This window comes from Kitasatospora sp. SC0581, assembly GCF_048159585.1.
In the GTDB taxonomy this organism is placed as follows: Bacteria; Actinomycetota; Actinomycetes; order Streptomycetales; family Streptomycetaceae; genus Kitasatospora.
Genome location: NZ_JBLRWA010000041.1, coordinates 43356 through 64573, shown reverse-complemented (window position 1 = coordinate 64573; position 21218 = coordinate 43356). Strand labels below are relative to the sequence as shown.

Below are 21218 nucleotides of genomic sequence, written 5' to 3'. Positions count from 1 at the left end.
AACCGTTCTACCGGGTTCTGCCCTCAGGTGAGGGCAGAACCCGAAGACTGATCGCAACCTCACACAGGCCCTAGGACCCGGACCCGACGGCCACGACCCGGTCGGCCGGCGGTTCGGCCGCGCCCGTCAGCGGACCCCGCCGCTCCGGGGCCAGGGGTGGCAGGGACGGCTGGCCACCTCGTGGGCGTCCTCGTCCGACAGACCCGGCGTGAGCACCAGCAGCTCGGACATCCGCGGTCCCGTCGCCGTCGTCGAGCCGCTTCACCATGGGCAACCGCAACCGCAACCGCGACCGCGACCGCGACCGCAACAGGCCGAGGACGGCCCCTCCGATCGCGCCGAGGGGCACCACGGGGGCCTCGGTCCGGAACCGGCCCGCTGCGCGCCCGGGTTCGAGATCGCGCAGGGGCAGGGGCCCGTCGGCCGTGCGGATGTGCTGCATGCCGCGCAGCCTCAGGGCACCGGTGACCTCGGGGAGGGAGGCCGCCGGCACCAGGGTCGGCCGGATGCCGGCGGCGAAGCGTTCCGCCGGGTCCTCGACGTCCCGCGTCGCGGCGTCCGTCGGCCCGAGGGCGTGCGAGGGCTGTTCGGTCAGTCGGCGGAGCGGGCCGTCGCGAGGTCGAGGGCGATGTCCGTGATCATGTCTTCCTGGCCGCCCACCATCTTGCGCCGCCCGACCTCGACCAGGATCGCGCGGGTGTCCAGGCCGTAGCGGCGGGCGGCGGTCTCGGCGTGGCGCAGGAAGCTGGAGTACACGCCCGCGTAGCCGAGGGTGAGGGTCTCGCGGTCGACGCGCACCTCGCGGTCCTGCAGCGGGCGGACCACGTCGTCGGCGGCGTCCATCAGCGGGAACAGGTCGCAGCCGTGCTCCCAGCCCATCAGGTCGGCGACCGCCACGAACGCCTCCAGCGGGCAGTTGCCGGCGCCCGCTCCCTGGCCGGCGAGGGAGGCGTCGACGCGGGTGACGCCGTTCTCCACGGCCACGACGGAGTTGGCGACGCCCAGGCCCAGGTTGTGGTGGGCGTGGATGCCGAGTTCGGTGTCGGGGGACAGGACGTCGCGGTAGGCGCGCAGGCGGTCGCGCACGCCGTCCATGGTGAGGCGTCCGCCGGAGTCGGTGACGTAGACGCACTGGGCGCCGTAGGACTCCATCAGCCTGGCCTGCCGGGCGAGTTCGGCGGGCTCGGCCAGGTGGGACATCATCAGGAAGCCGGCCACGTCCATGCCCAGGCCGCGGGCGGCGTCGATGTGCTGGGCGGAGATGTCGGCCTCGGTGCAGTGGGTGGCGACGCGCACCGAGCGGATGCCGAGGGCTTGCGCCTGCCGCAGGTCGTGCAGGGTGCCGATGCCGGGCAGCAGCAGGGTGGTGGGCACCGCCTGGTGGACGCTGTCGCAGACGGCGGCGATCCACTCCCAGTCGGTGTGGGCGCCGACGCCGTAGGTGATGCTGGAGCCGGACAGGCCGTCGCCGTGGGCGACCTCGATCGCGGTGACCCCGGCGTCGTCGAGGGCGGCGGCGATGGTGCGGGCCTGGTCGACGGTGTAGCGGTGGCGCACGGCGTGCATGCCGTCGCGCAGGGTCACGTCCTGGATGTACAGGGAAGTCATCGCGTCGCCACCTCCGGGGCGCGGTGGGCGGCCATGCGTTCGGCGGTGCGCAGGGCGGCCGAGGTCATGATGTCGAGGTTGCCGGCGTAGGCGGGCAGGTAGTGGGCAGCCCCCTCGACCTCCAGGAACACCGACACCTTCGCGGCACCGCCGGTGCGGGAGGGCGCGGGCAGCAGGGAGCGGAGCGGGTCGTCGGCAGCGACGCGGTCGAACTGCACCTTCTGCTTGAGGCGGTAGCCGGGGACGTACGCCTGGACCCGGGCGACCATCCGCTCGACCGAGTCGGTCACCGCGGCGTCGTCGCAGTCGCCGACCAGGCAGTACACGGTGTCGCGCATGATCAGCGGCGGCTCGGCCGGGTTCAGGACGATGATCGCCTTGCCGCGGGAGGCGCCGCCCACCTTCTCGATCGCCGAGGAGGTGGTCTCGGTGAACTCGTCGATGTTGGCCCGCGTGCCGGGGCCCGCGGAGCGCGAGGAGATCGAGGCGACGATCTCGCCGTAGTGGACGGGAGTCACGGCCGAGACCGCGGCCACGACCGGGATGGTGGCCTGGCCGCCGCAGGTGACCATGTTGACGTTGGGGGCGTCGAGGTGGGCGTCGCCGTTGACCGGCGGGACGACGTACGGGCCGAGCGCCGCGGGCGTCAGGTCGACGACGGTGCGCCCCAGCGAGCGCAGCACCTCGTCGTGGCGGCGGTGCGCGCCGGCGGAGGTGGCGTCGAAGACGATCTGCACGTCCGCGAACTCGTCCAGTCCCACCAGGCCGTCCACGCCCTCGTGGGTGGTGGCGACCTTCAGGCGGCGGGCGCGGGCCAGGCCGTCGGAGTCGGGGTCGATCCCGGCCATCGCGGCGATCTCCAAGGTTTCGGAGAGCCGCAGGATCTTGATCATCAGGTCGGTGCCGATGTTGCCGGACCCGATGACGGCGACCTTCGTGGTCATGCGAGGGCTCCTTCCTCGGTGGCGGGTGCGAACGCGGTCGTGACCGTGCCCAGCCCTTCGATGACGGCGGTGAACTCGTCGCCCGCGGCGGCGGCGGCCATCGGGCCCAGTGCGCCGGTCAGGACGGTGTCGCCGGCCCGCAGCGGGTCGCCGAGCCCGGCGAGGGCGGAGGCGAGCCAGAGGGCGGCGGTGAGCGGGCTGCCCAGGCAGTCGGCCCCGGTGCCCCGGGAGACCTGTTCGCCGTTCCGGGTGAGCGTCATGGTCACGGCCCGCAGGTCGACCCGGTCCAGCGGGACCGGGGTGCCGCCCAGGACGTACAGGCCGCAGGAGGCGTTGTCGGCGACGGTGTCGACGATGGTGATGTCCCAGTCGGCGATGCGGCTGTCGACGATCTCCAGCGCGGGCAGTGCGAACGCCGTGGCGCGCAGCAGGTCGGCGACGGTCGGGTCGCGGTGGGGCAGGTCGGAGCCGAGGACCAGTGCGACCTCGGCCTCGACCTTCGGCTGGAGCAGTCGGCCGGGGGCGACGGGCTGTCCCTCGGGTACCGCCATGTCGGCGAACAGGGCGCCGAAGTCAGGCCGGTCGACGCCGAGTTGGCGCTGTACGGCGGGCGAGGTGAGGCCGATCTTGCGGCCTACGAGTCGTCGCCCGGCGCTGACGGCGAGGTCGACGTGGAGCTGCTGTACGGCGTAGGCGGCCTCGATGTCGGACTCCGGGAGCAGCGTGCGTACCGGGGCGCACGGGACGCCGGTGCGGGCGGCCTCTTCCAGGAGGGCGGCCGCCTCGGCGATGCGGGCGGGCCGGGTCGGAACCGGCAGGGATCGGTGGGGTGGTGCGGAGCCGAGCACGAGGGTGGCCTCCGGGGATGGTTGCGGGGTGGCGGGAAGTGGTGACGGTTCGCCGGTCTCCACCGGGTGCGGGCGTGCGCCGCGAACACCGGGTCGGGCGGGGGCGGTCACCGCACAGGCGGTGCGGTGACCGTCCAGGTCAGTCGTCGGGGATGCCCGTGCCGCTGAGGGCGGGCACGGTGCGTTCCGGGCGGGCCAGGGATCGGGCTCCGGCGCGGAACTGGGCGAGCTTGTCGACGACGGTCTGGCCGACGGGGAGGTGGCCCCAGGTGCTGATGCCCTGGTGGGTGGTGGGTTCCCAGGTGCTCTCGTCGATGACGATCGGGTTCCAGCCGACCTCCCACTCGAAGCCCGAGGGGGTGCGGGCGTAGTAGGACAGTTCCTTGTCGTTGGTGTGCTGGCCCACCGACAGGGCCATCTCGAAGCCGAGTTCGTGGACGCGCTGGTAGCTGCGGGCGACGTCGTCGAGGGTGGCGGCCTGGACGTTGAGGTGCTGCACCCGGGTGCGGACCGGGTCCAGGGGCAGGCCGCGGACGGCGGCGATCGCGATGGAGTGGTGGCGTTCGTTGACGCGCAGGAAGCGGATCTTGAGTTTGACGCCGCTGATGGTCTCGTCGATGTAGTCGGTCAGGCGGGCGTCGAAGACGGTGTCGAAGTAGCCGCGCATCAGCTGCGGCCTGGTTGAGGTGATCGCGACGTGGCCCATGCCGGAGTCCCCGGTGACGAAGCCGGAGGCGAGCATCCGCAGCGGTTCGGCGGTCGTGGTGGGGTCGGTGCAGATCTCCTGGGTGATGCCCTTGGGGCCGGGGAAGCGCAGCAGGCGTTCGACGCCGCGCAGGGCCGCCTCCTCGTCTGTGCCCCGGGTGAGGGGGACGCCGTGGGCGCGGACGCGGGCTTCGATCCGTTCGAAGGCTGCGTGGTCGTCGACGTGCCAGCCGGTGGCGACGACGTCCTCGGCGGGCCCGCGGGTGAGCAGGAAGCGGCACTCCTGGCCGTCGAGGCGGAAGCGCATCAGGTCGGGGGAGAGGCTGTCGTGGTGCATGCCGATGGCGTCGGTGCCGAAGCGGCGCCAGTCGGCGAAGCGGTTCGTCTCGATGACGACGTAGCCGAGGTGGACGGCCCCGAAGACGCTGGTCGGTACGGTGTTCATCGTCGGCCTGCCAGGAAGTCGGCGCACAGCCGGTTGAAGAGTTCCGCGCGTTCGAACTGGACCCAGTGGCCCGTGTTGGCGACCGTGTACAGGTCGCAGTCGGGCATGCGATCGGCGAGCATCCGGCCGCCGGAGGGCCGGTTGACCCTGTCCTGGGCCCCCCACAGCACCAGGGTCGGGACGGGCAGCCGGGACAGGCGCGGGTCGCGGGTGAAGTCCATCCTCCACACGGTCCGCAGGGCGTCGCGCCCGGAGGGCCGCCGCAGGGGCGGTGCGGCGACCACCTCCGGGTCGATGCTGGCGCGGTAGCGCTCGTCGATCACGGAGTCGGGGACGTCGGCGGCGTTGAAGACGAGGTGGTCGCGGATGAACTTCTCCAGCTTCGGCCGCGAGGGCCCGTCGCCGGTGTAGTAGTTCAGCAGGCTGTTGAGGCCGGGGGTGGGCAGGGCGCGGGTGGTGCCGATGCCGCCGGGGCCCATCAGGACCATGCGGTCGACCCGGTCGGGGGTGTCCAGGGCCAGGCGCAGGGCGCAGGCGCCGCCGTAGGAGTTGCCGACCAGGTGGGCCTTCTCGAGGCCGAGGCGGTCGAGCAGGCCGCGGACGTGGTCGGCGAGGAAGCCGAAGGGGTCGCCGGCGTCGACGCCCTTGGTGCTGCGGCCGTAGCCGGGCAGGTCGGGCACGATGACCCGGTGGTCCCGGGCCAGGGCGGCGATGTTGCGGGTGTAGTTGGAGACGCCGGAGGCGCCCGGGCCGCCGCCGTGCAGCAGCAGGAGCGGCGGGCCGTCCCCGGTCTCCGCGGCGAAGACCTTCCTTCCGCCGATGTCGTACGTCGTCTCCTGCATCGTCGGCAGGCCGGTCGGTGTCGTCGTCATGGTGCCGGGGTCCTCACTGGGCGGTGGACGCGTGCGTGCGGGGGGCGGTGGTGGGGGCGAAGCCCCGGGGCGGCAGCGGGAGCGGAGTGCCCGCGGGGGCCGCCGCGTAGACGTAGGCGTCGGGGCGCAGGGCGAGTGCGGCCGCGCCGTGCCGGGCCATCCAGGGCAGCAGGACGCCGTCGCTGTCGACGAGGGTGTCCTCCACGGGTGCGGAGCCCAGCGGCGTGACGGTCAGGGACGGCACGCCCAGGACGTCCCAGGCGAGTTGGGGGGCGGCGGTCCGGGCGTGCAGCAGGTGCCACCGGCCGCCGAGCGCGTCGTCGAGGCGCACGCGGCTGCCGTCGGGGCCGGTCACCCACGGCTGGGGCACCTGGTGGCCGGTCGCCCTGGCGCGGGAGCGGGCCTGCAGGCCGGCGTCGTACCGGGCGACGGGGATCCAGTTCGCGCTCTGCAGCCAGTTGCTGAAGCCCGGGACGCGGTCCAGGGTGCGCAGGGCGCCGTCGCGGACCTTGGTGACCGGCCGGCGGCGTTCGGTGATGGTCCGGCCGACGAGCACCGCCCGCCGGGTGACCTCCTTGACGTGCGGTTTGCGTTCGGCCTCGTAGCTGTCGAGGACCGTCTCGGGCAGTTCGCCGCGCAGGACGGCGTCGAGCTTCCAGCAGAGGTTGGCCACGTCGCGCACGCCCGCGGCCATGCCCTGGCCGATCCACGGCGGCATGGCGTGGGCGGCGTCGCCGGCGAGGAAGACCCTCCCCGCACGGAAGCGCGTGGCGAAGCGCACGTGGTGGCTGTAGACGGTCGCGCGCAGCACCTTGACGCTGTCGCGGCCGATCCCGTACCGGGAGATCAGCCCGTACACGGCGTCCTCGGTGACCAGGTGCTCCTCGTCGTCCCCGGGCAGGAGCGGGAACTCGTAGCGGTGGTGGCCCAGCGGGGTCGGGCAGTCGACGGCCGGGCGCGCCGGGTCGCAGTGGAAGCGCAGCTTGTCGTGGTCGGGCCAGGGCTTGAGCATCTCGGTGTCGATGACGACCCAGCGGTCCTCGTACGTCCGGCCCTCGTAGCCGATGTTCAGCTGGGCGCGGGTGAGGCTGGAGCCGCCGTCGGCCGCGATCACGTAGGAGGCACGCAGCCGGTGCACGGAGTCGTCGGCCGTGCCGACGGTCGTCAGCTCCACCCCGTCGGCGTCCTGGCGCAGGCGCAGGCACTCGTGGCGCAGCAGGACCTCCACGTTCGGGTACCGGTCGACGCCGTCGCGCAGCACCTGCTCCAGCGCGGGCTGGTAGACGAACATCTGCGGCGGGTGCCCGTGCCCGCGCGGGGTGGGGCGCGCGCGGATGAAGGGGCGGCCGTCCGCGTCGACGAAGTCCACGGGCCGCTCGGTCAGCATGTCCTGCTTGAGGCGCTCGGCCAGTCCGGTCCGCTGCCAGATCCGCACGACCTCCTCGTCCGTGGAGATGGCCCGGGCACGGGAGAAGACCTCGGCGTCCCGCTCCAGGACGACGACGCGCAGCCCCGTCGCGCCCAGCAGGTTCGCCGCGGTCACGCCCGTGGGCCCGTAACCGATGACGGCCACGTCGTAGGAACCGTCCTCGGGCTCTGTCCCAGCCCCGGTCTGACGCATCAGGCCCACCTCACCGTGTCGATCGCACCGCGCAACTGTTGCTGTAGTGCTCACTCCAATTGGAATGACTGCTACGGTATGCTCGCCGTCGGAGAGGGTCAAGTGACCGGAACCGCGTACCACCGGAGGGGACGCCCGCCGCGGCCGAGCCGCGGACGACCCGCGAGCGGCACGTGCCCGGCCCGGCGCCGTACGGCCGGCGGCCGGTACGACAACCCCGCTCCGCCCCCACAGAGCGCACGAAAGGCCGCGGCATGTCTCCTTCGGCACAACGCATCGACGTCCACCAGCACGTGGTGCCCGGCTTCTACCGCGACGAGCTCGCCAGGGCCGGCATCACCGACGCCGGAGGCCGGGCCCTGCCCGACTGGAGCGCCCAGTCGGCCCTGCACCTGATGGACCTGCTGGACACCGCCACCGCGATCGTCTCCGTGTCCACGCCCGCGACGGGCTTCCTCGCCGACCCCGCCGAAGCGGCCGACCTGGCCCGACGTCTCAACGACCACGGCGCGTCCCTCGCCTCGGACCACCCCGGCCGCTTCGGCTTCTTCGCCACCCTGCCCCTGCCCGACGCCGGAGCCTCCGCCGCCGAGGCGGTACGCGCGCTGGACGAGCTGCGCGCCGACGGCGTCACCCTGCTCGCCAACAACCGCGGCGCCTACCTCGGGGCCGACGGCCAGGACGTCCTGTGGCAGGCACTCGACGACCGCGGCGCGGTGGCCTTCGTCCACCCCGCCGAACTACCCGCCCCACCGGTCAGCGGCATCCCGGCCTTCGCCGCCGACTTCCTGCTCGACACCACCAGGGCCGCCTACCTCCTGGTCCGCAACGGCATCCTGCGCCGCTACCCGAACATCCGCTTCATCCTCAGCCACGCCGGCGGCTTCCTCCCCTACGCCTCCCACCGGATGGCCGTCACCCTCGCCAACGACACCGCACGCAGCCCGCTCGACGTCCTCGACGACTTCCGCTCCTTCCACTTCGACACCGCCCTGTCCTCCAGCCCGGCCGCCCTGCCCACCCTCCTCGCCTTCGCCCGCCCCGGACACGTCCTGTTCGGCAGCGACTGGCCCTTCGCCCCCACCCCCGCCGGGCAGTACTTCGCCAACGGCCTCGACACGGGCGTCGACCCCGGCACGCTCACGGCCGTCAACCGCACCAACGCCGAAGCACTCTTCCCCAGGCTGGCCACCACCCGCCCGGCACCGCTGCCGGCGCCGTCGGCCCCGGTGCGCATCCGCCGAGCGGCCCAACGCGCCGCAGCGCGCCTGGCGTTCAAGCTCGTTCAGCCCGGCACGGACTGATCCGGCGTTGTGGGACCTGGCGTGCGCCGGGTGCGTCCGTGCGTCTCCTCCGTGCCCGCAGCACCCTCGCCGAGCGCTCCCGGACGGGAAGAAATCTCTGCACGGAATGTTCGGCAACCTCGTCGGCCGACTGAGGGTCGCGACCACAATGACACCCCGTCCGACGGGCCGAGGGCTACCACCAGCGCTTCGGCCTCGTCCACGTCGACTTCGCCACCCGGCAGCGCACCCCGAAGGCCTCCTACACCTGGTACCGCGACCTGATCGCCGCCCACCATGCGAAATTCGGACGTTAGTCAAGGCCTGGGCAAGGGGGTGCGGGTCAGGATCGCGGCGGGGAAGGGAGTGTCGTCCGATCCTTGACGGCCATGGGAACTCCGCCCGCCTCCGCGCGCTGTCACCTGTCCTCGCCACCCGTGCCATCGGGTGACTACGATCGGTGAGGATTCCGGTCGACTGACGCACCAGGGAGGGCCCGGATGGACGCGGAACTACCGGCGCTGCGACTGAAGCTCTACATCGAGTCGCTCCAGGTCCTGATGCCCGAGCGGCAGTTCAAGCTTCTGATGGATCTCCTGCGCGGCTATGCCGAGCTCGGTGGTGGGCGGATCGAGGTGAAGCTGGACGCAGAGGAACGGGAGCTGTTCACATCCGCGGTGCAGCGCGAACTGCTCGTTCTCCTCGGCCTGCTCGGTGCCCTGGTGCCCGGACACGAGGACCGCGCCGACGGTGTGGTGGCCGACCTCGGCGACGGCGAGCGGGCCAAGGGGGTCATGTCGCTCGTACCGCCGGAGCTCGCTTCCGATCCGGCCCGCCTGCGGGACATGCGCGACCGGCTTGACGCCGCCGAGGGCCGGCGGGCGAGCGACCGCGCGACGGTCGAGGGAATCGCGGAGGTGAGCGGGATGGCGGGGACGGAAGAGAACTGATCGGAGCGCGTTCAGCTCTGTGAAACCTCACCGGCGGTTGCCGGAGCCGGGACACAGGCCTCCCCGGAGGCCCGGGCGCACCTGCACCAGCTGTACCTGCCGCACGCGACCTGGCCGGTCGACAACCGCGTCGTCGGGCGTCGGCACGTCCGCGTACTGTGGTGCCCGGAAGACGGGGAGGGAAGTCGTTGCGCAGGGTGCCGCCGGAGATGTTCCGGTTCACGACGGGGGAGAAGGCCGAGCTCTACGGTGCGATCCTGCAGGCCTTCGGTGCGGCCAACGAGCGGCTGGAGACCGCGCTCGGGCTGGACGACGTGCGCGCCCGGCTGCGGACGGTCGGCTGGCTCGACGCGGTTCACGACGACGAGCTCCAGGAGGCGCTGCGGAAGCTCAGGGAGTGGCAGCTGCTGGACGTCGTCCAGAACCACGCGGAGAACTACCGCACCGCCGAGGAGTACGAGCGCCGCAACCTCCAGTACTCGCTGACCCGACGCGGTGAGGCTGCGTCCGCCGGGGTCGAGCACGCCCTGTTCGTCCTCGCCTCGACGGGGGCGCTCCAGACGGCGGTGCTGGAGGCGATCACGGACCGGCTCGACGAGCTGTACGTCCTGCTGGGCGACTCCGCGTCCTCGGACCGTCGGGTCTTCACCACGCTGCAGGAGCTGGAGGGCCACCTGGAGGCGCTGCTGGCCAACACCAAGGCGTTCAACGGCGAGTTGCAGCGCCTGCTGCGCGCCGAAGGTGCGGACCTGGCGACCTTCCGCGAGGTGAAGGCCGCGACGGTGGCCTATCTCCAGGAGTTCCTCGTCAACCTCGACCAGCGGGGCCAGGCGGTCGCCACCGCCGTCGAGCGTGTGGAGCGGCTCGGGGTGAGCCTGCTGCACGCGCGGGCGCTGCGGGGCGCCGAGCTGCCGCCGGTCTCCGACGGCGATCCCGCGCCGGCCTGGCTGGAGCGGCGCCGGGCGCGCTGGGAGGGGCTCCGGTCCTGGTTCCGGCCGGCCGACGGGGCACGGCCCCGCGTGGAGCAGCTGCACGACGTGGCGCGGCGGGCGATCGTGACGCTCCTCCAGGTTCTCGACCGGATCACCGAGTCACGGCGCCGCTCCTCCAGCGCCGTCCAGGACTTCCGGGAGCTGGCCCGCTGGTTCGCCGCCGCGCCCACCGAGGACGACCTGCACCGCCTCTGGTCGGCCGCCTTCGGTCTGGGGTCGGCCCGGCATGCCCATCTCGCCCACCCCGACCCGGAGTTGGTGCCCTCCTCGGGCAGCTGGGCCGAGACCCCGCCGGTGGAGGTCTCGGCGCTGCTGCGCACCAGCGGCCGCACCGAGCGGTTCACCCGCACCGGGAAGGTGCGCGACATCGGAGGCATCAAGGCGGCCCGGGCCGAGCGGGCCCGGAAGGAGCGGGCCGAACTCGAAGCGGCCTGGGACGTTCTGGGAACCGACGGCCCGGTGCGGCTCTCCGACCTGCGCGTGCTGGACCACACCGTCTTCGAGCGGCTGCTCGACCTCCTCGGCCGGGCGCTGGCCGTACGACCGGACGCCGGCGGGGCACGTCGGGCGGTCACCTCGGACGGCCGCGTGGAGATCGTGCTCCGGCCTTCTCCCGAGGGCGGACGGGCCGTCCTGCGGACCTCCCACGGCCGGTTCGAAGGGCCCGACTACCTGGTGGAGATCCGGAGCCCGAGCGCACTGCGGGCGGTCGTCCGGGAGGACAGCGTATGAACACCACCAGGAGCGGCACATGAGCACCCTCGCCAACCAGCTGGTCCTGGCCGAGCGGCAGGACATAGCCCGAGGCATCAGACTGCTCCTCGGCCTGCCGCTGATCACCGAGCGCGGTGACCCGCCCGCCTTCGAGCTGATCCGCCGCCGTCAGGATCCGCTGACGAAGTGGTTCGACTACAACTGCGGCTGGCAGCTGGTGGTGGAGCCGCGCCTGGGGTATGCGCGTCTGCTCAAGATCCGGACCGTGCCCGACGCCTCGCGCCCCGCCCGTCGGCTGCGGTCCGGCAAGGCCCCGTTCGACCGCCGCCGTTACACGCTGCTGTGCGTCGTCGCGGCCGAGCTGCTTCCGGTCCCGGTCACGACGGTCGGCCTGCTCGCCGACCGGGTCGTCCACGCCTGTGCCACCGACGAGGCACTGCCGCCCTTCGACACGGCGAGCAGGTCCGAGCGCATGGCGTTCGTGGACGTGCTCAAGCTGTTGGAGGCCTACGGCGCGCTCCTCACCGTGGACGGCGTCACGGAGAGCTTCGTCGACTCGGCGAAGGCCAAGGTCCTCTACCGCGTGGACGCCACCGTCCTGATGCGCCTGCTCGCCGCGCCCGTCGGCCCGTCCCGGCTGGCCGTTCCGGCGCAGGACGTGCCGCTGCGCTTCGAGGAACTCCTGCGGGGCACGGTGCGCGAGAGCCGGTACGGCGGGGCCGACGCCTCCGACGCGCAGCGCAACCTCCGGCTCCGGCACTCGGTGCTCCGGCGGCTCCTCGACGATCCCGTCCTGCACCACGACGAACTCGGCGCCGACGAACTGGCCTACCTGGCCTCGCCGACGGGGCGCCAGATCGTCAAGCGCGCCGCCGAGCAGGGCGGCTTCGTGCTGGAGGAACGGGCAGACGGCCTGCTGCTCGTGGACCCGGAGGCCATCGCCACCGACAGCCGCTTCCCGGACGACTCCGCGACGGCCCGCGTCGCCGCCCTGCTCCTGCTGGAACCGCTGACGGCAGCCCCGGACGGGCTGACACCGGAACAGCTCGAGGCCGAGGCGAACACGCTGCTGCGGCGCTTCCCGCGGTGGGCGAAGGGCTACCAGTCCGAGGACGGCGCCCAGCGGCTCACGGCCGACGCCCTTCGTGTCCTCGACGACTTCGGCCTGGCCCGCCGGATCGGCGACCGCACCGTTCCCCGGCCCGCGGCGTTCCGGTACCGCACCACCGTGACCGACGGTCCCGCAACCTGACCAGGGAAGACCTCCGATGACCGTGACACAGCCACCGCAGAGCCCCGTGCCCCCGACGGCGGCCGCAGCCGTGCGATGGCGGCCCGCCAGGGCGGGCATCCTCAACGTCTGGCGCTACTACGACGAGACCTTCACCTTCCACAATGGCCGGCTGCTCCTGCGGGGGCAGAACGGCACCGGCAAGTCGAAGGCGCTGGAGGTACTCCTGCCGTTCCTGTTCGACGCGAGCCTGCGACCCAACCGGCTGTCCACCTTCGGCGGCTCCGAGCGCACCATGCACTGGAACCTGATGGGGGAGGGCACCACGGGCAAGACCCGCGTCGGGTACGTGTGGCTGGAGTTCGTCCGCGGTGACGGCGATCCCGGGTGGTTCACCTGCGGCGCCAGGCTCCAGGCCAGCGTGCACACCCCCGGTGTCACCGTCGACTACTTCACCACCGGCGCGCGGATCGACCGCCCAGGCGGTCTCTCCCTGGTCAACGACGCGGGCCAGCCGCTCACCCGCGCCGCCCTGGCCGATGCCCTGCACGGCCGGGGCGAGTTGCACGGGTCACCCACCGACTACCGCAACACGGTCCGCAGCACGCTCTTCCCCGGGCTGAGCGAGCAGCGCTTCGACGCCCTGATCACCGCGCTGCTCCAGCTCCGCACCCCCAAGCTCTCGGAGCGCCTGGATCCGTCGCTGCTGTCCTCGCTGCTCTCGCGGGCGCTGCCCCCGCTCGGCCAGGGCGAGATCACCGAACTGGCCGAGGGTTTCGAGCGCCTCGACCGCCAGCGCGAGCACCTGAAGACACTGGACGACGAGGTGGCCGCGGCCACCGCCGTCGCGAACCAGCAACGCGGCTACGCCCAGCGCGTCCTGCGTGCCGGAGCAGCCGGTCTCATCTCCGCGACGACCGAGATGGACAACCTCGCCCGCCTCGCGAGGGAGAGCGGGGAGGCGCACGCGGGAGCCGTGCGTGAGCGCGACGAGAGCAACCGGACGCAACAGGAACTCGAACACGGGCGGCAGGAGATCGAGGGCGCCATCGAGGGGCTGCTCGACTCCGAGGTCTACCGGCAGGGGCAGGAGCTCGACCAGCTCCGTCGTAGGAGCGAGCAGGCCGACCAGACCGCCGCCCGGGCCCGTACCGCCGCCGACCGGAAGGTTCGGGCGGCCGACGAGGACGCGGGGCGTGCCGACGATGCGCGGCTGCGTTCCGAACAGCGGGCCGAACAGACCCGGGCCGCTCGCGAGGAGGCACGTGGCGCGGCGCGGCGAGCAGCCATGGAGTCCGTCTGCGCCGAGGTGCAGACGGTGCTCGGCACCGCACCGGGTCCGTCGGGGGAGAACGAGGAGCAGGGGCGTACGGCGCGCCGTCTGCTGCGCGGTGCGGTCGTCTCGCGGCACCACCAGATCGCCGACGTCCGAGCCGCCGTCGAGCGCCACGAACGGTTCCTCGCGGGCCGGACGACGGCGGAGCAGCACCTCGATTCGGCGCGCGAACGGCTGACCGGGGCGACCGCGAAGCGCGAGGGGAACGCCCGCGCCTACCAGGCCGCCGTCGACGCCCACGCCGTCCTGTTGCGTCGTTGGGTGAGGGAGGACTGCGCGGAACTCTCGATCGACGACGCCGAGGAACTCGCGTCCCGTGCCGCCGTCGAGACTGATGTCCTCGTGCTGGTCGAAGCCGCGGCCCGGGCGGCGGAGAGCTCCATCACCGCCGACGAGACGACCGCCCGCGCCGGCCGGGACGACGCCCGCGCCGGGCGTGACCGGGTCCTCCGGGAACTGGAACGCATCGCGGCCGCGGCCGATCTCCCGCCGGTTCCACCACGGACTCGCACGGCCGACCGGTCGGTCCTGCCGGGGGCGCCGCTGTGGCGTCTGCTGGCCTTCCGGCCGGACGTTCCGCCCGCCGATCAGGCCGGCGTCGAAGCGGCCCTCGAAGCGGCCGGCCTGCTCGACGCCTGGATGACCCCCGACGGCGGTCTCGTCGTCGCAGGGCACGACGTCCTGGCCGATCCGGCAGCGGCCGCGCCCGCACCCGGCCCCTCGCTGCTCGACGTCCTGGCTCCGGAACCCGACGGCCCGGTGCCGCCCGCCCGGGTGCGGCGGCTGCTCGCCGGTGTCGCCTACGGCCCCGCACTGACGACGGACCACCCGGCCGTCGTGGGCGCCGACGGAAGCTGGCGGCTGGCGATGGCGGTCGGCTCCTGGGCCAAGGAGGAGTCCAGCCACATCGGCGCCGCGGCCCGGGAACGTGCCAGGCAGCGGCGGATCGCGGAACTCACCACCGAACTGGCCGAGGCCGACACCGCCGTCGTCGGCTACGAGACGCGGCTGCGTGCCCTCACCGACCGCCGGACGCGCCTCGAAGCCGACCTCCGCTCCCGGCCGCACCACCGGGAGGTGGAGGAGGCCAAGGGCGGCTGGGACCGGGCCGAGTCCCAAGTGGGCGCTCGGGAGGACGCCGTGCGGGAGGCCGTCGAACAGCTCGCGCGGCAGGAGAAGGCGGTCGCGGACGCGCTGCGCACACTCGCCGTCGCCTCCGCCGAGCATGCCCTGCCGACCGAACGCGCCGCCCTGGACAAGACCGCCGCGGCCGTCGAAGCGCTGCGCGAACAGGCCGACGTCTGGCTCGACGCCCATCTCGCCTGGACAGCCGCCCACCAGGCCTGGAACTCCGCGCGCGGCCATGCCGAGGCATCGAGGGGGGCTGCGACCGAGGGCCTGGCGGAGGCCGAGACCGCCGAGGCCGCCGCCCGCGGGCTCCGCTCCACGCTCCGGGCGGTCGAGAGCACCGTCGGTGAGGACTACCGCGAAGTGGCCGCCCGCATCAGTGACTTCCGGAAGTCCCTCGACCGCGTTCGCCGCGACCTCCAATCCGGCACCCAGGCACTTCTCGCGCTCGAAGGCCGCATCGGCGCGCTCGGCGCCACCGCGGCCCAGGACGAGGCCCTGCACGACAGGGCCGTCGAGGCCCGGAACGAGGCCGCCCATGGCTTCCGGCGCCTGTGCGTCCTCGGATTCCCCGAGGACGCGGGCCTCGGGCTCGTCCTCACCTCCGCGGACGGCACCCGCGCCACCCTCGAAGCGGCGCGCGAGACCGCTGCCGCGTGGCCCGACCTGCCGCACGGCACCAGGAACCTCGGTGACTCCCTGAACCGTCTCTCCGAGGCCGTCCACCGAGCCCGTCAGAGCCTCAGCAGCCGCGCCGACCTCGAGCTCGAAGCGGAGGAGGACGTCCAGGTCCTCACCGCCACCGTCGACGGCATCCGGGTCGGCGCGACCGGCCTCCTCGTCATCCTCACCGGTGAGCGTGACCGCGGTCAGGACGACATCACCGCAGCCGAACGCGGCCTCTTCGACCGGACCCTCACCGGCGACACGCGCCGCCACCTCGCCTCCCGGATCCGTCAGGCCGGTGAACTCGTCGAGCGGATGAACGGCCACCTCGAAGGGATCCGCACTGCCTCACGGGTGGCCGTCCGTCTGGTGTGGCAGATCCACCCCGACCTGCCAGCCGGTACCCGGACGGCCCGTGAGCTGCTGCTCAAGGACCCGGCGCGGATCACCGAAGCCGACCGCGAGGCCCTCCACGCCTTCTTCCGGGGCCGTATCGAGGAAGCGAAGACCCGCAACACGGCGGCGACCTGGGAGGAGCAGCTCGCCGAGGTCCTCGACTACACGGCCTGGCACCAGTTCGTCGTCAAACTGGACCGTGCCAACGGCTCCGGGTGGCAGCTGCTCACCAAGAAGCTCCACGGCGCGCTCTCGGGCGGCGAGAAGGCCATCGCCCTCCACCTGCCGCTGTTCGCCGCCGTGGCCGCCCATTACGAGGCGGTGCCGGAGTCTCCGCGGCTGATCCTGCTCGACGAGGTCTTCGTCGGCGTCGACACCGTCAACCGCGGGCAGGTCTTCGGCCTCCTCGCGGCACTCGACCTCGACCTGGTGCTCACCTCGGACCACGAATGGTGCACCTACCGGGAGCTCTCCGGCATCGCCGTCCACCAGTTGATCACCGGAGGTGACGGCGACGACGCCGTCACCAGTGCCCGTTTCACCTGGACGGGCACCGACCTGCTGCCCGACGAAGCCGACACGGAAGAACCGGCATGACGGACCGCCACCCCCTCGACCTCCCCGAGCTCCGACCCCTGTGGTCGGCCGTTCACGGCCGTCTCTCGACCGGTCGCCCCGTCAGCCGGGTACGGTCCGGACCACTCGACGAGGCGGGCCGGGAGGCACTGGCCGACCTCCTCGGGCTCGACCGGCTCCCCGGCGCCGAACCGACGATCCCCCTCGCCGGGCTCGACAGTGCCGTGCTGGACGCCTGCGGCCGACCCGTCCGGGACGTGGTGGCCGCGATCCTCGGCCCGATCCACGACCGGGCCGCCGAGCGCGAACGGAAGACTGGCCAACGCGAGGCCCTGTGGGCGTGGTTGGCCGACCACGAGGTGGTCACCGCCCAGCCGGCCCTGCTGGACTGGGTCGGCCACCTGCGGGCCGGCGGCCTCGTCGACGGCTCACCCGAGCGGACCCGAGGCCTGCTGACCGCCGCGCTGACCGTCCTTCACGCACTCCCAGCCGACGGTGAGCCACTACCGGTCCTCGCCGCCCGCCTCCTCGACGGCGACTCCCACGCCCTCGACGACGGGACCCGGCTGTCCTCGCTCGTCCTGCGTGCGCTGGCGGTGCTGTACGGCACCGACGTGCCAGACGCCGCCGAGGGACGACGCGCGCTGTGGAGCCGAGCCGGCGTGGCCGACGACGAGCTGTCCGCCGCCGTGCTCGCCGCGGGTCTCCGCCCCGTGGGAGAAGGGCCGGTTGCCACGATCTCCCGCATCTGCGCCGGAGCCGGCCACCCCGTCAGCCTCACCCTCGCCCAACTGCGCACACCCGGTGAGTTCACCGGTCCCGCAGGACCCGTGCACATCACCGAGAACCCCAGCGTGCTCGCTCTGGCCCTGCGCCGCTTCGGCTCGCACTGCCCGCCGCTGGTCTGTACCTCCGGCTGGCCCAACACCGCCGTGATCCACCTGCTGCGCCGACTCGCCGACGACGGCGCGTCCCTGCACTACCACGGCGACTTCGACGGCGAGGGCATCCGCATCGCCGCTCACGTCATGGCCAGAACCGGTGCCGCACCCTGGCGGATGACCGCCGACGACTACCGGGCCGCCGCACCGCGGGTTCCCTTCGGCCCTGATCCGGGTCGCTTGACGCCGGCGCCGTGGGACCGCTCGCTCATCGACTCCATGACCGAGTCGCGCACCGCAGTGGTCGAGGAAGTGGTTGCCGATCTCCTCCTCGACGACTTGGCAGCGCACCTGCACGGATAGGACGACGGCCCGTCCGACGGGCCGAGGGCTACCACCGGCGCTTCGGCCTCGTCCATGCCGGTCGAGCGGACCGGGGCTCCCCGCCGGCCGGCGGGGAGCCCCGGGGCCAACGCGGTCAACGCGGTCAGCGCGGGTCGGCGAGGAGGAAGTCGAGCAGGATCCGGCGGCTCGTCTGGGAGGTGAGACTGCCGTACACGTCGTCGAAGGCGTGGTCGGCGAAGGGCAGTTCCTCCACCTCGACGTCGACGCCCTGCTTCCTCAGCGCGTCGCCGAGGGCGGTGACGGTCTCGGGGCGGGCGCTGCGGTCGCGGTCCCCGACGACGAGCAGGGTGCGGGGCAGGCCGGGGCGGACGTCGGAGGTGGGGGACACCTCGCGGTAGCGGTCCGGGTACTGCTGCGGGGTGCCGCCGGTGTACATCTGCGCCGCCTCGCGGGTGCCGGCCACGTCGTCCGCCCACATCTGCGCGACGTCGGTGCCGGGGTAGAAGCCGATCACGGAGGCCGGGGGCGCGGGGGTGGCGCCCTCGACGGCCTTGATGGTGCCGTTGTGGAGGCGGTAGGCGGTGTTCATCGCCAGGGTGCCGCCCGCCGACATGCCACCGAGCGAGATCCGCGCGCCGTCGACGCCGTACGCGTCGGCGTTGCGCTGCACCCAGCCCATGGCGGAGAGGAGGTCCTGCGGGGCCTTGTCCCAGGTGGGACGGTCGGGACCGGCCAGGCGGTAGTCGACGGCGAAGACGGCGACGCCGTGGTCGGCGAGCCAGCGGCCGGTGCCGCGCAGGTCGCTCTTGTCGAAGGTGTGGAAGCCGCCGGCGTGGGCGAGCACGACGGCCGGGGTCCGCTGGCCCGGGACCTTCGCGGGCAGGTACGCGTCCACCCGCAGCGGCTCGCCCTCGGGACTCGCGAACGTCTCGGTCGTGTCCGGCTTCGCCGCGGGGTAGCCGAGTTCGGTGAACACCTGGCCCAGGGAGACGTCGGCGCCGGCCTCCCGGGCGGCCTGGAACTGGATGCCGCCGATGACCAGCGCGCCCACGGTGCACAGCGTCGAGACCACGGAGACCACGCGTCCCCAGCGCACCAGGCCGGCCCGCCAGGCCAGCGCGGCCAGGCCGGCGGCGACGAGGGCCAGCAGGGCGATGTGGAACGGGTACTGCCCGCCCAGCACCGGGCCGATCACGCCCGCCTTGGGTATCGAGGGGACGTACGCGCCGAGCACGACGGCGGCGGCCAGGAACGCGAGGAACGACGCCAGGACGGCGGAGGCGGCCCGCAGGATCCGGGCGGGCCGTCCGGGCGACGCGGCGGAGCTTCGGGGTGTGGTCATGGCTGTACTCCTGCGATGGTGCGCGGGACGGTCGCCGCCGCCCGCGGAACGTGTCGGGAGCCGCGAGGCCCTCGCCACCGCACACGGGGGAGGCGAGGACCGGCTCGTACGAGAACGCTAGGAATCCGGCACCCGCACGGGCCTCCCACCACGGAGCCATTTCCCGGAGCGGCTCTCAGGTAGGGGTCGGACGGGGACGTCCGGGCCGGTGCCGCCGCACCACCACGGCATCACGGACGCGGGATCACAGACCGGTGCGGCCGGGAACGACCAGTCCCGTCTCGTAGGCGAGGACGGCGGCCTGGGTGCGGTCCCGCAACTGGAGCTTCTGCAGGATGCTGCCCATGTGCGTCTTGACGGTCTGCTCGGCGACGACGAGTTCGGCGGCGATCTCCGCGTTGGACAGCCCCCGGGCCACCAGCGTGAGCACCTCGGTCTCGCGGTTGGTGAGGATGTCGATCCGCACCCGGGCGGACGGCTTCGCCGAGCCGCCCAGCCGGGCGAACTCCTCGATGAGCCGCTTGGTGAGCCCGGGCGACAACAGCGCGTCCCCGGCGGCCACGACGCGTACCGCCTCGGCCAGTTGGACCCCGGAGGCGTCCTTGAGGAGGAACCCGCCGGCGCCGGCGCGCAGCGCCTCGTAGACGTACTCGTCGAGGTCGAAGGTGGTCAGGACGAGGATCCTGGTCGGCAGGCCGGCCTGCCCGGTGATCCGGCGGGTGGCCTCGATGCCGTTCAGCCCGGGCATCCGGATGTCCATCACGATCACGTCGGGGCGCAGCTCCCTGGCCTTGGCCACCGCGTCCAGGCCGTCCACGGCGGTCGCGATCACCTCGATGCCGGGCTGGGCGCCGAGGAGCACCGAGAAGGCCTCACGGACCATCGCCTGGTCGTCGGCGATCATCACTCGGATCGTCATGCGGTCTGTTCCCTGTCTGTCCGGACGGCCGGGGCGGCGGGCACCGGCAGCAGCGCGGCGACCTCGTAGCCGCCGTCGGGGGCGGGGCCGGCGGAGAACTCCGCGCCGAGCATCGCGGCACGTTCGCGCATGCCCAGGAGGCCGTGCCCGGCTCCCGGCGAGGGCCCGGCGGCCGAGGTGCCGGGCCCGTTGCGGATCCGCAGCCGCAGGGCGGTTTCGGTGTACGCCAGCTCGACGCGGGCCGAGCCGCCCGGGGCGTGGCGCAGCGTGTTGCTGAGCGCCTCCTGCACGATGCGGTAGGCCGACAGCTCCACGCCCTCGGGCAGCGGGCGGCGTGTCCCGGAGACCACCGCCCGCACGTCGAGCCCGGCCGCGCGCACCCCGGCGAGCAGGTCGTCGAGCCGCTCCAGGGTGGGCTGCGGAGCCTCGGGAGCACGCCCGCCGGGGCGGTCCTCGGACCGCAGCACGCCGAGGAGGCGGCGCAGCTCGGTCAGTCCCTCCAGGGCGCCCGCGCGGATGTCGGCCAGCGCCGCGACGAGTTCCCGGGGCGGGTCCGCGACCCGGTACGGCGCGGCCTCGGCCTGGATCGAGATGACGGACATGTGGTGGGCGACCACGTCGTGCAACTCGCGCGCGATACGGGCGCGCTCCTCCAGGACGGTGCGGTGCGCCCGTTCCTGGGCGAGGGCCCGCTCCTGCTCCGCGAGCCGGACGCGGACCTCCCGCGTCCGGCGCACCCCGGTCGCGGCGGCCGCGACGAGGGCGAACAGCACCAGCACGATCACCGTGAAGTACCAGGGCCCGATCCGCCCGCCCGCCAGCTGCAGACCCAGCAGCAGCGCGGTGCTCAGCCCCACCGTCTCGGCCGTCACCCGCGGCGGGTTGCGCAGCGCGACCAGGAACGACAGTCCGGCCTGCACGGCCCACGCCCATCCCGTGTAGGGCGCGAATGGCGGGTACAGCGAGAAGACCGGCAGCGTCACCAGCGAGAGCCACCAGGCCGGCAGCGGTCGGCGCAGCGCCGGTACGAGAAGCGCGGCGTGGAGCATCCCGAGCGGCCGCAGCGGGATGTCCTCGGTGGCGGAGACGGCCGCGAAGACCGCCACCATGACGACCGCACCGTGCGGCAGCCACCTCAGCGGTCCCGGCCCGCTCATGGGCGGCATGGGCTGCGGGGCCAGGGTGAACAGATCCTTCCGCACGGTGCGCAGCGCCGCGCGCACCGGCCGCCGCCCAGTCCTGTCCATGCGGACAGTATTGTCCGGTTCGTCCACCGGACGGCCGCGGCCGGGGTGCTCAGCGGTTCGGACGCTCACGGTGCCTTCCTCGGCCGGGGTGCATTCGGTCACCAGGCTACGGAGCGGACCGGCCGACCGGCCTCCCGCTGCGGAGCCGTCCTCGGCCTGGCTCTCAGGT

At 73.3% G+C, this 21218-nt stretch carries 15 protein-coding genes and 2 pseudogenes; 7 read left to right on the top strand and 10 right to left on the bottom strand.

Annotated features, from left to right (window positions below):
• Positions 1–313: 313 nt before the first annotated feature.
• The 7 genes and pseudogenes from ACLWS4_RS34995 to ACLWS4_RS34965 form a co-directional block, all read right to left on the bottom strand.
• A pseudogene (locus ACLWS4_RS34995) lies at positions 314–595 on the bottom strand (hypothetical protein); the annotation flags it as partial.
• Positions 592–1608 carry a 4-hydroxy-2-oxovalerate aldolase gene (gene dmpG, locus ACLWS4_RS34990; RefSeq protein ID WP_416876244.1) on the bottom strand — a complete coding sequence of 339 codons (1017 nt, stop codon included), beginning with the start codon at positions 1606–1608 and terminating at the stop codon, positions 592–594. The pseudogene ACLWS4_RS34995 and the gene dmpG, both read right to left, overlap by 4 nt.
• Positions 1605–2552, bottom strand: a complete 948-nt coding sequence (locus tag ACLWS4_RS34985) for an acetaldehyde dehydrogenase (acetylating) (RefSeq protein ID WP_416876243.1) — start codon at positions 2550–2552, stop codon at positions 1605–1607. Before ACLWS4_RS34985 ends, dmpG begins: the two co-directional genes overlap by 4 nt.
• Positions 2549–3370 carry a 2-keto-4-pentenoate hydratase gene (gene mhpD, locus ACLWS4_RS34980; RefSeq protein WP_416876246.1) on the bottom strand — a complete coding sequence of 274 codons (822 nt, stop codon included), beginning with the start codon at positions 3368–3370 and terminating at the stop codon, positions 2549–2551. Before mhpD ends, ACLWS4_RS34985 begins: the two co-directional genes overlap by 4 nt.
• A gap of 169 nt (positions 3371–3539) precedes the next feature.
• Positions 3540–4550: a VOC family protein gene (locus tag ACLWS4_RS34975; RefSeq protein ID WP_416876242.1), complete on the bottom strand. Its 1011-nt coding sequence runs from the start codon at positions 4548–4550 to the stop codon at positions 3540–3542.
• Positions 4547–5422, bottom strand: a complete 876-nt coding sequence (locus tag ACLWS4_RS34970) for an alpha/beta hydrolase (RefSeq protein WP_074004608.1) — start codon at positions 5420–5422, stop codon at positions 4547–4549. The genes ACLWS4_RS34975 and ACLWS4_RS34970 overlap by 4 nt, the downstream gene beginning before the upstream one ends.
• A gap of 13 nt (positions 5423–5435) precedes the next feature.
• Entirely contained in the window at positions 5436–7043 is a 1608-nt protein-coding gene (locus tag ACLWS4_RS34965; protein WP_416876241.1) for a bifunctional 3-(3-hydroxy-phenyl)propionate/3-hydroxycinnamic acid hydroxylase, read from the bottom strand.
• 254 nt (positions 7044–7297) lie between these two features.
• Here ACLWS4_RS34965 and ACLWS4_RS34960 point away from each other — a divergent pair, with 254 nt between their 5' ends.
• The 7 genes and pseudogenes from ACLWS4_RS34960 (at position 7298) to ACLWS4_RS34930 (ending at position 17559) form a co-directional block, all read left to right on the top strand.
• Complete coding sequence (locus ACLWS4_RS34960; RefSeq protein WP_416876240.1) at positions 7298–8347, top strand: amidohydrolase family protein; 1050 nt, start codon at positions 7298–7300, stop codon at positions 8345–8347.
• A gap of 167 nt (positions 8348–8514) precedes the next feature.
• Positions 8515–8643: pseudogene (locus ACLWS4_RS34955) on the top strand (family 1 glycosylhydrolase); the annotation flags it as partial.
• Between the two features lie 183 nt (positions 8644–8826).
• Positions 8827–9276 (top strand): hypothetical protein, encoded by a 450-nt coding sequence (locus tag ACLWS4_RS34950; protein ID WP_416876239.1) that lies wholly within the window; start codon positions 8827–8829, stop codon positions 9274–9276.
• Positions 9277–9485: 209 nt separating this feature from the next.
• Positions 9486–11000 (top strand): TIGR02677 family protein, encoded by a 1515-nt coding sequence (locus ACLWS4_RS34945; RefSeq protein WP_416876238.1) that lies wholly within the window; start codon positions 9486–9488, stop codon positions 10998–11000.
• 19 nt (positions 11001–11019) lie between these two features.
• Positions 11020–12234, top strand: coding sequence for a TIGR02678 family protein (locus tag ACLWS4_RS34940; RefSeq protein WP_049649843.1), 1215 nt, complete (start codon positions 11020–11022; stop codon positions 12232–12234).
• Between the two features lie 16 nt (positions 12235–12250).
• Complete coding sequence (locus ACLWS4_RS34935; protein ID WP_416876237.1) at positions 12251–16336, top strand: TIGR02680 family protein; 4086 nt, start codon at positions 12251–12253, stop codon at positions 16334–16336.
• The gene (locus ACLWS4_RS34930) at positions 16333–17559 is read left to right on the top strand and encodes a TIGR02679 family protein (protein ID WP_416876236.1); all 1227 of its coding nucleotides are present in this window, start codon (positions 16333–16335) and stop codon (positions 17557–17559) included. Before ACLWS4_RS34935 ends, ACLWS4_RS34930 begins: the two co-directional genes overlap by 4 nt.
• 124 nt (positions 17560–17683) lie before the next feature.
• On the opposite strand, the gene ACLWS4_RS34925 is transcribed toward ACLWS4_RS34930, so the two are convergent.
• The 3 genes from ACLWS4_RS34925 to ACLWS4_RS34915 all read right to left on the bottom strand — a co-directional run bounded on the left by ACLWS4_RS34925 (position 17684) and on the right by ACLWS4_RS34915 (position 21049).
• Positions 17684–18883 (bottom strand): alpha/beta hydrolase, encoded by a 1200-nt coding sequence (locus ACLWS4_RS34925; protein ID WP_416876235.1) that lies wholly within the window; start codon positions 18881–18883, stop codon positions 17684–17686.
• Between the two features lie 244 nt (positions 18884–19127).
• The gene (locus tag ACLWS4_RS34920) at positions 19128–19802 is read right to left on the bottom strand and encodes a response regulator (protein ID WP_416876234.1); all 675 of its coding nucleotides are present in this window, start codon (positions 19800–19802) and stop codon (positions 19128–19130) included.
• Entirely contained in the window at positions 19799–21049 is a 1251-nt protein-coding gene (locus ACLWS4_RS34915; RefSeq protein ID WP_416876233.1) for a sensor histidine kinase, read from the bottom strand. The genes ACLWS4_RS34920 and ACLWS4_RS34915 overlap by 4 nt, the downstream gene beginning before the upstream one ends.
• Between the last annotated feature and the right edge of the window lie 169 nt (positions 21050–21218).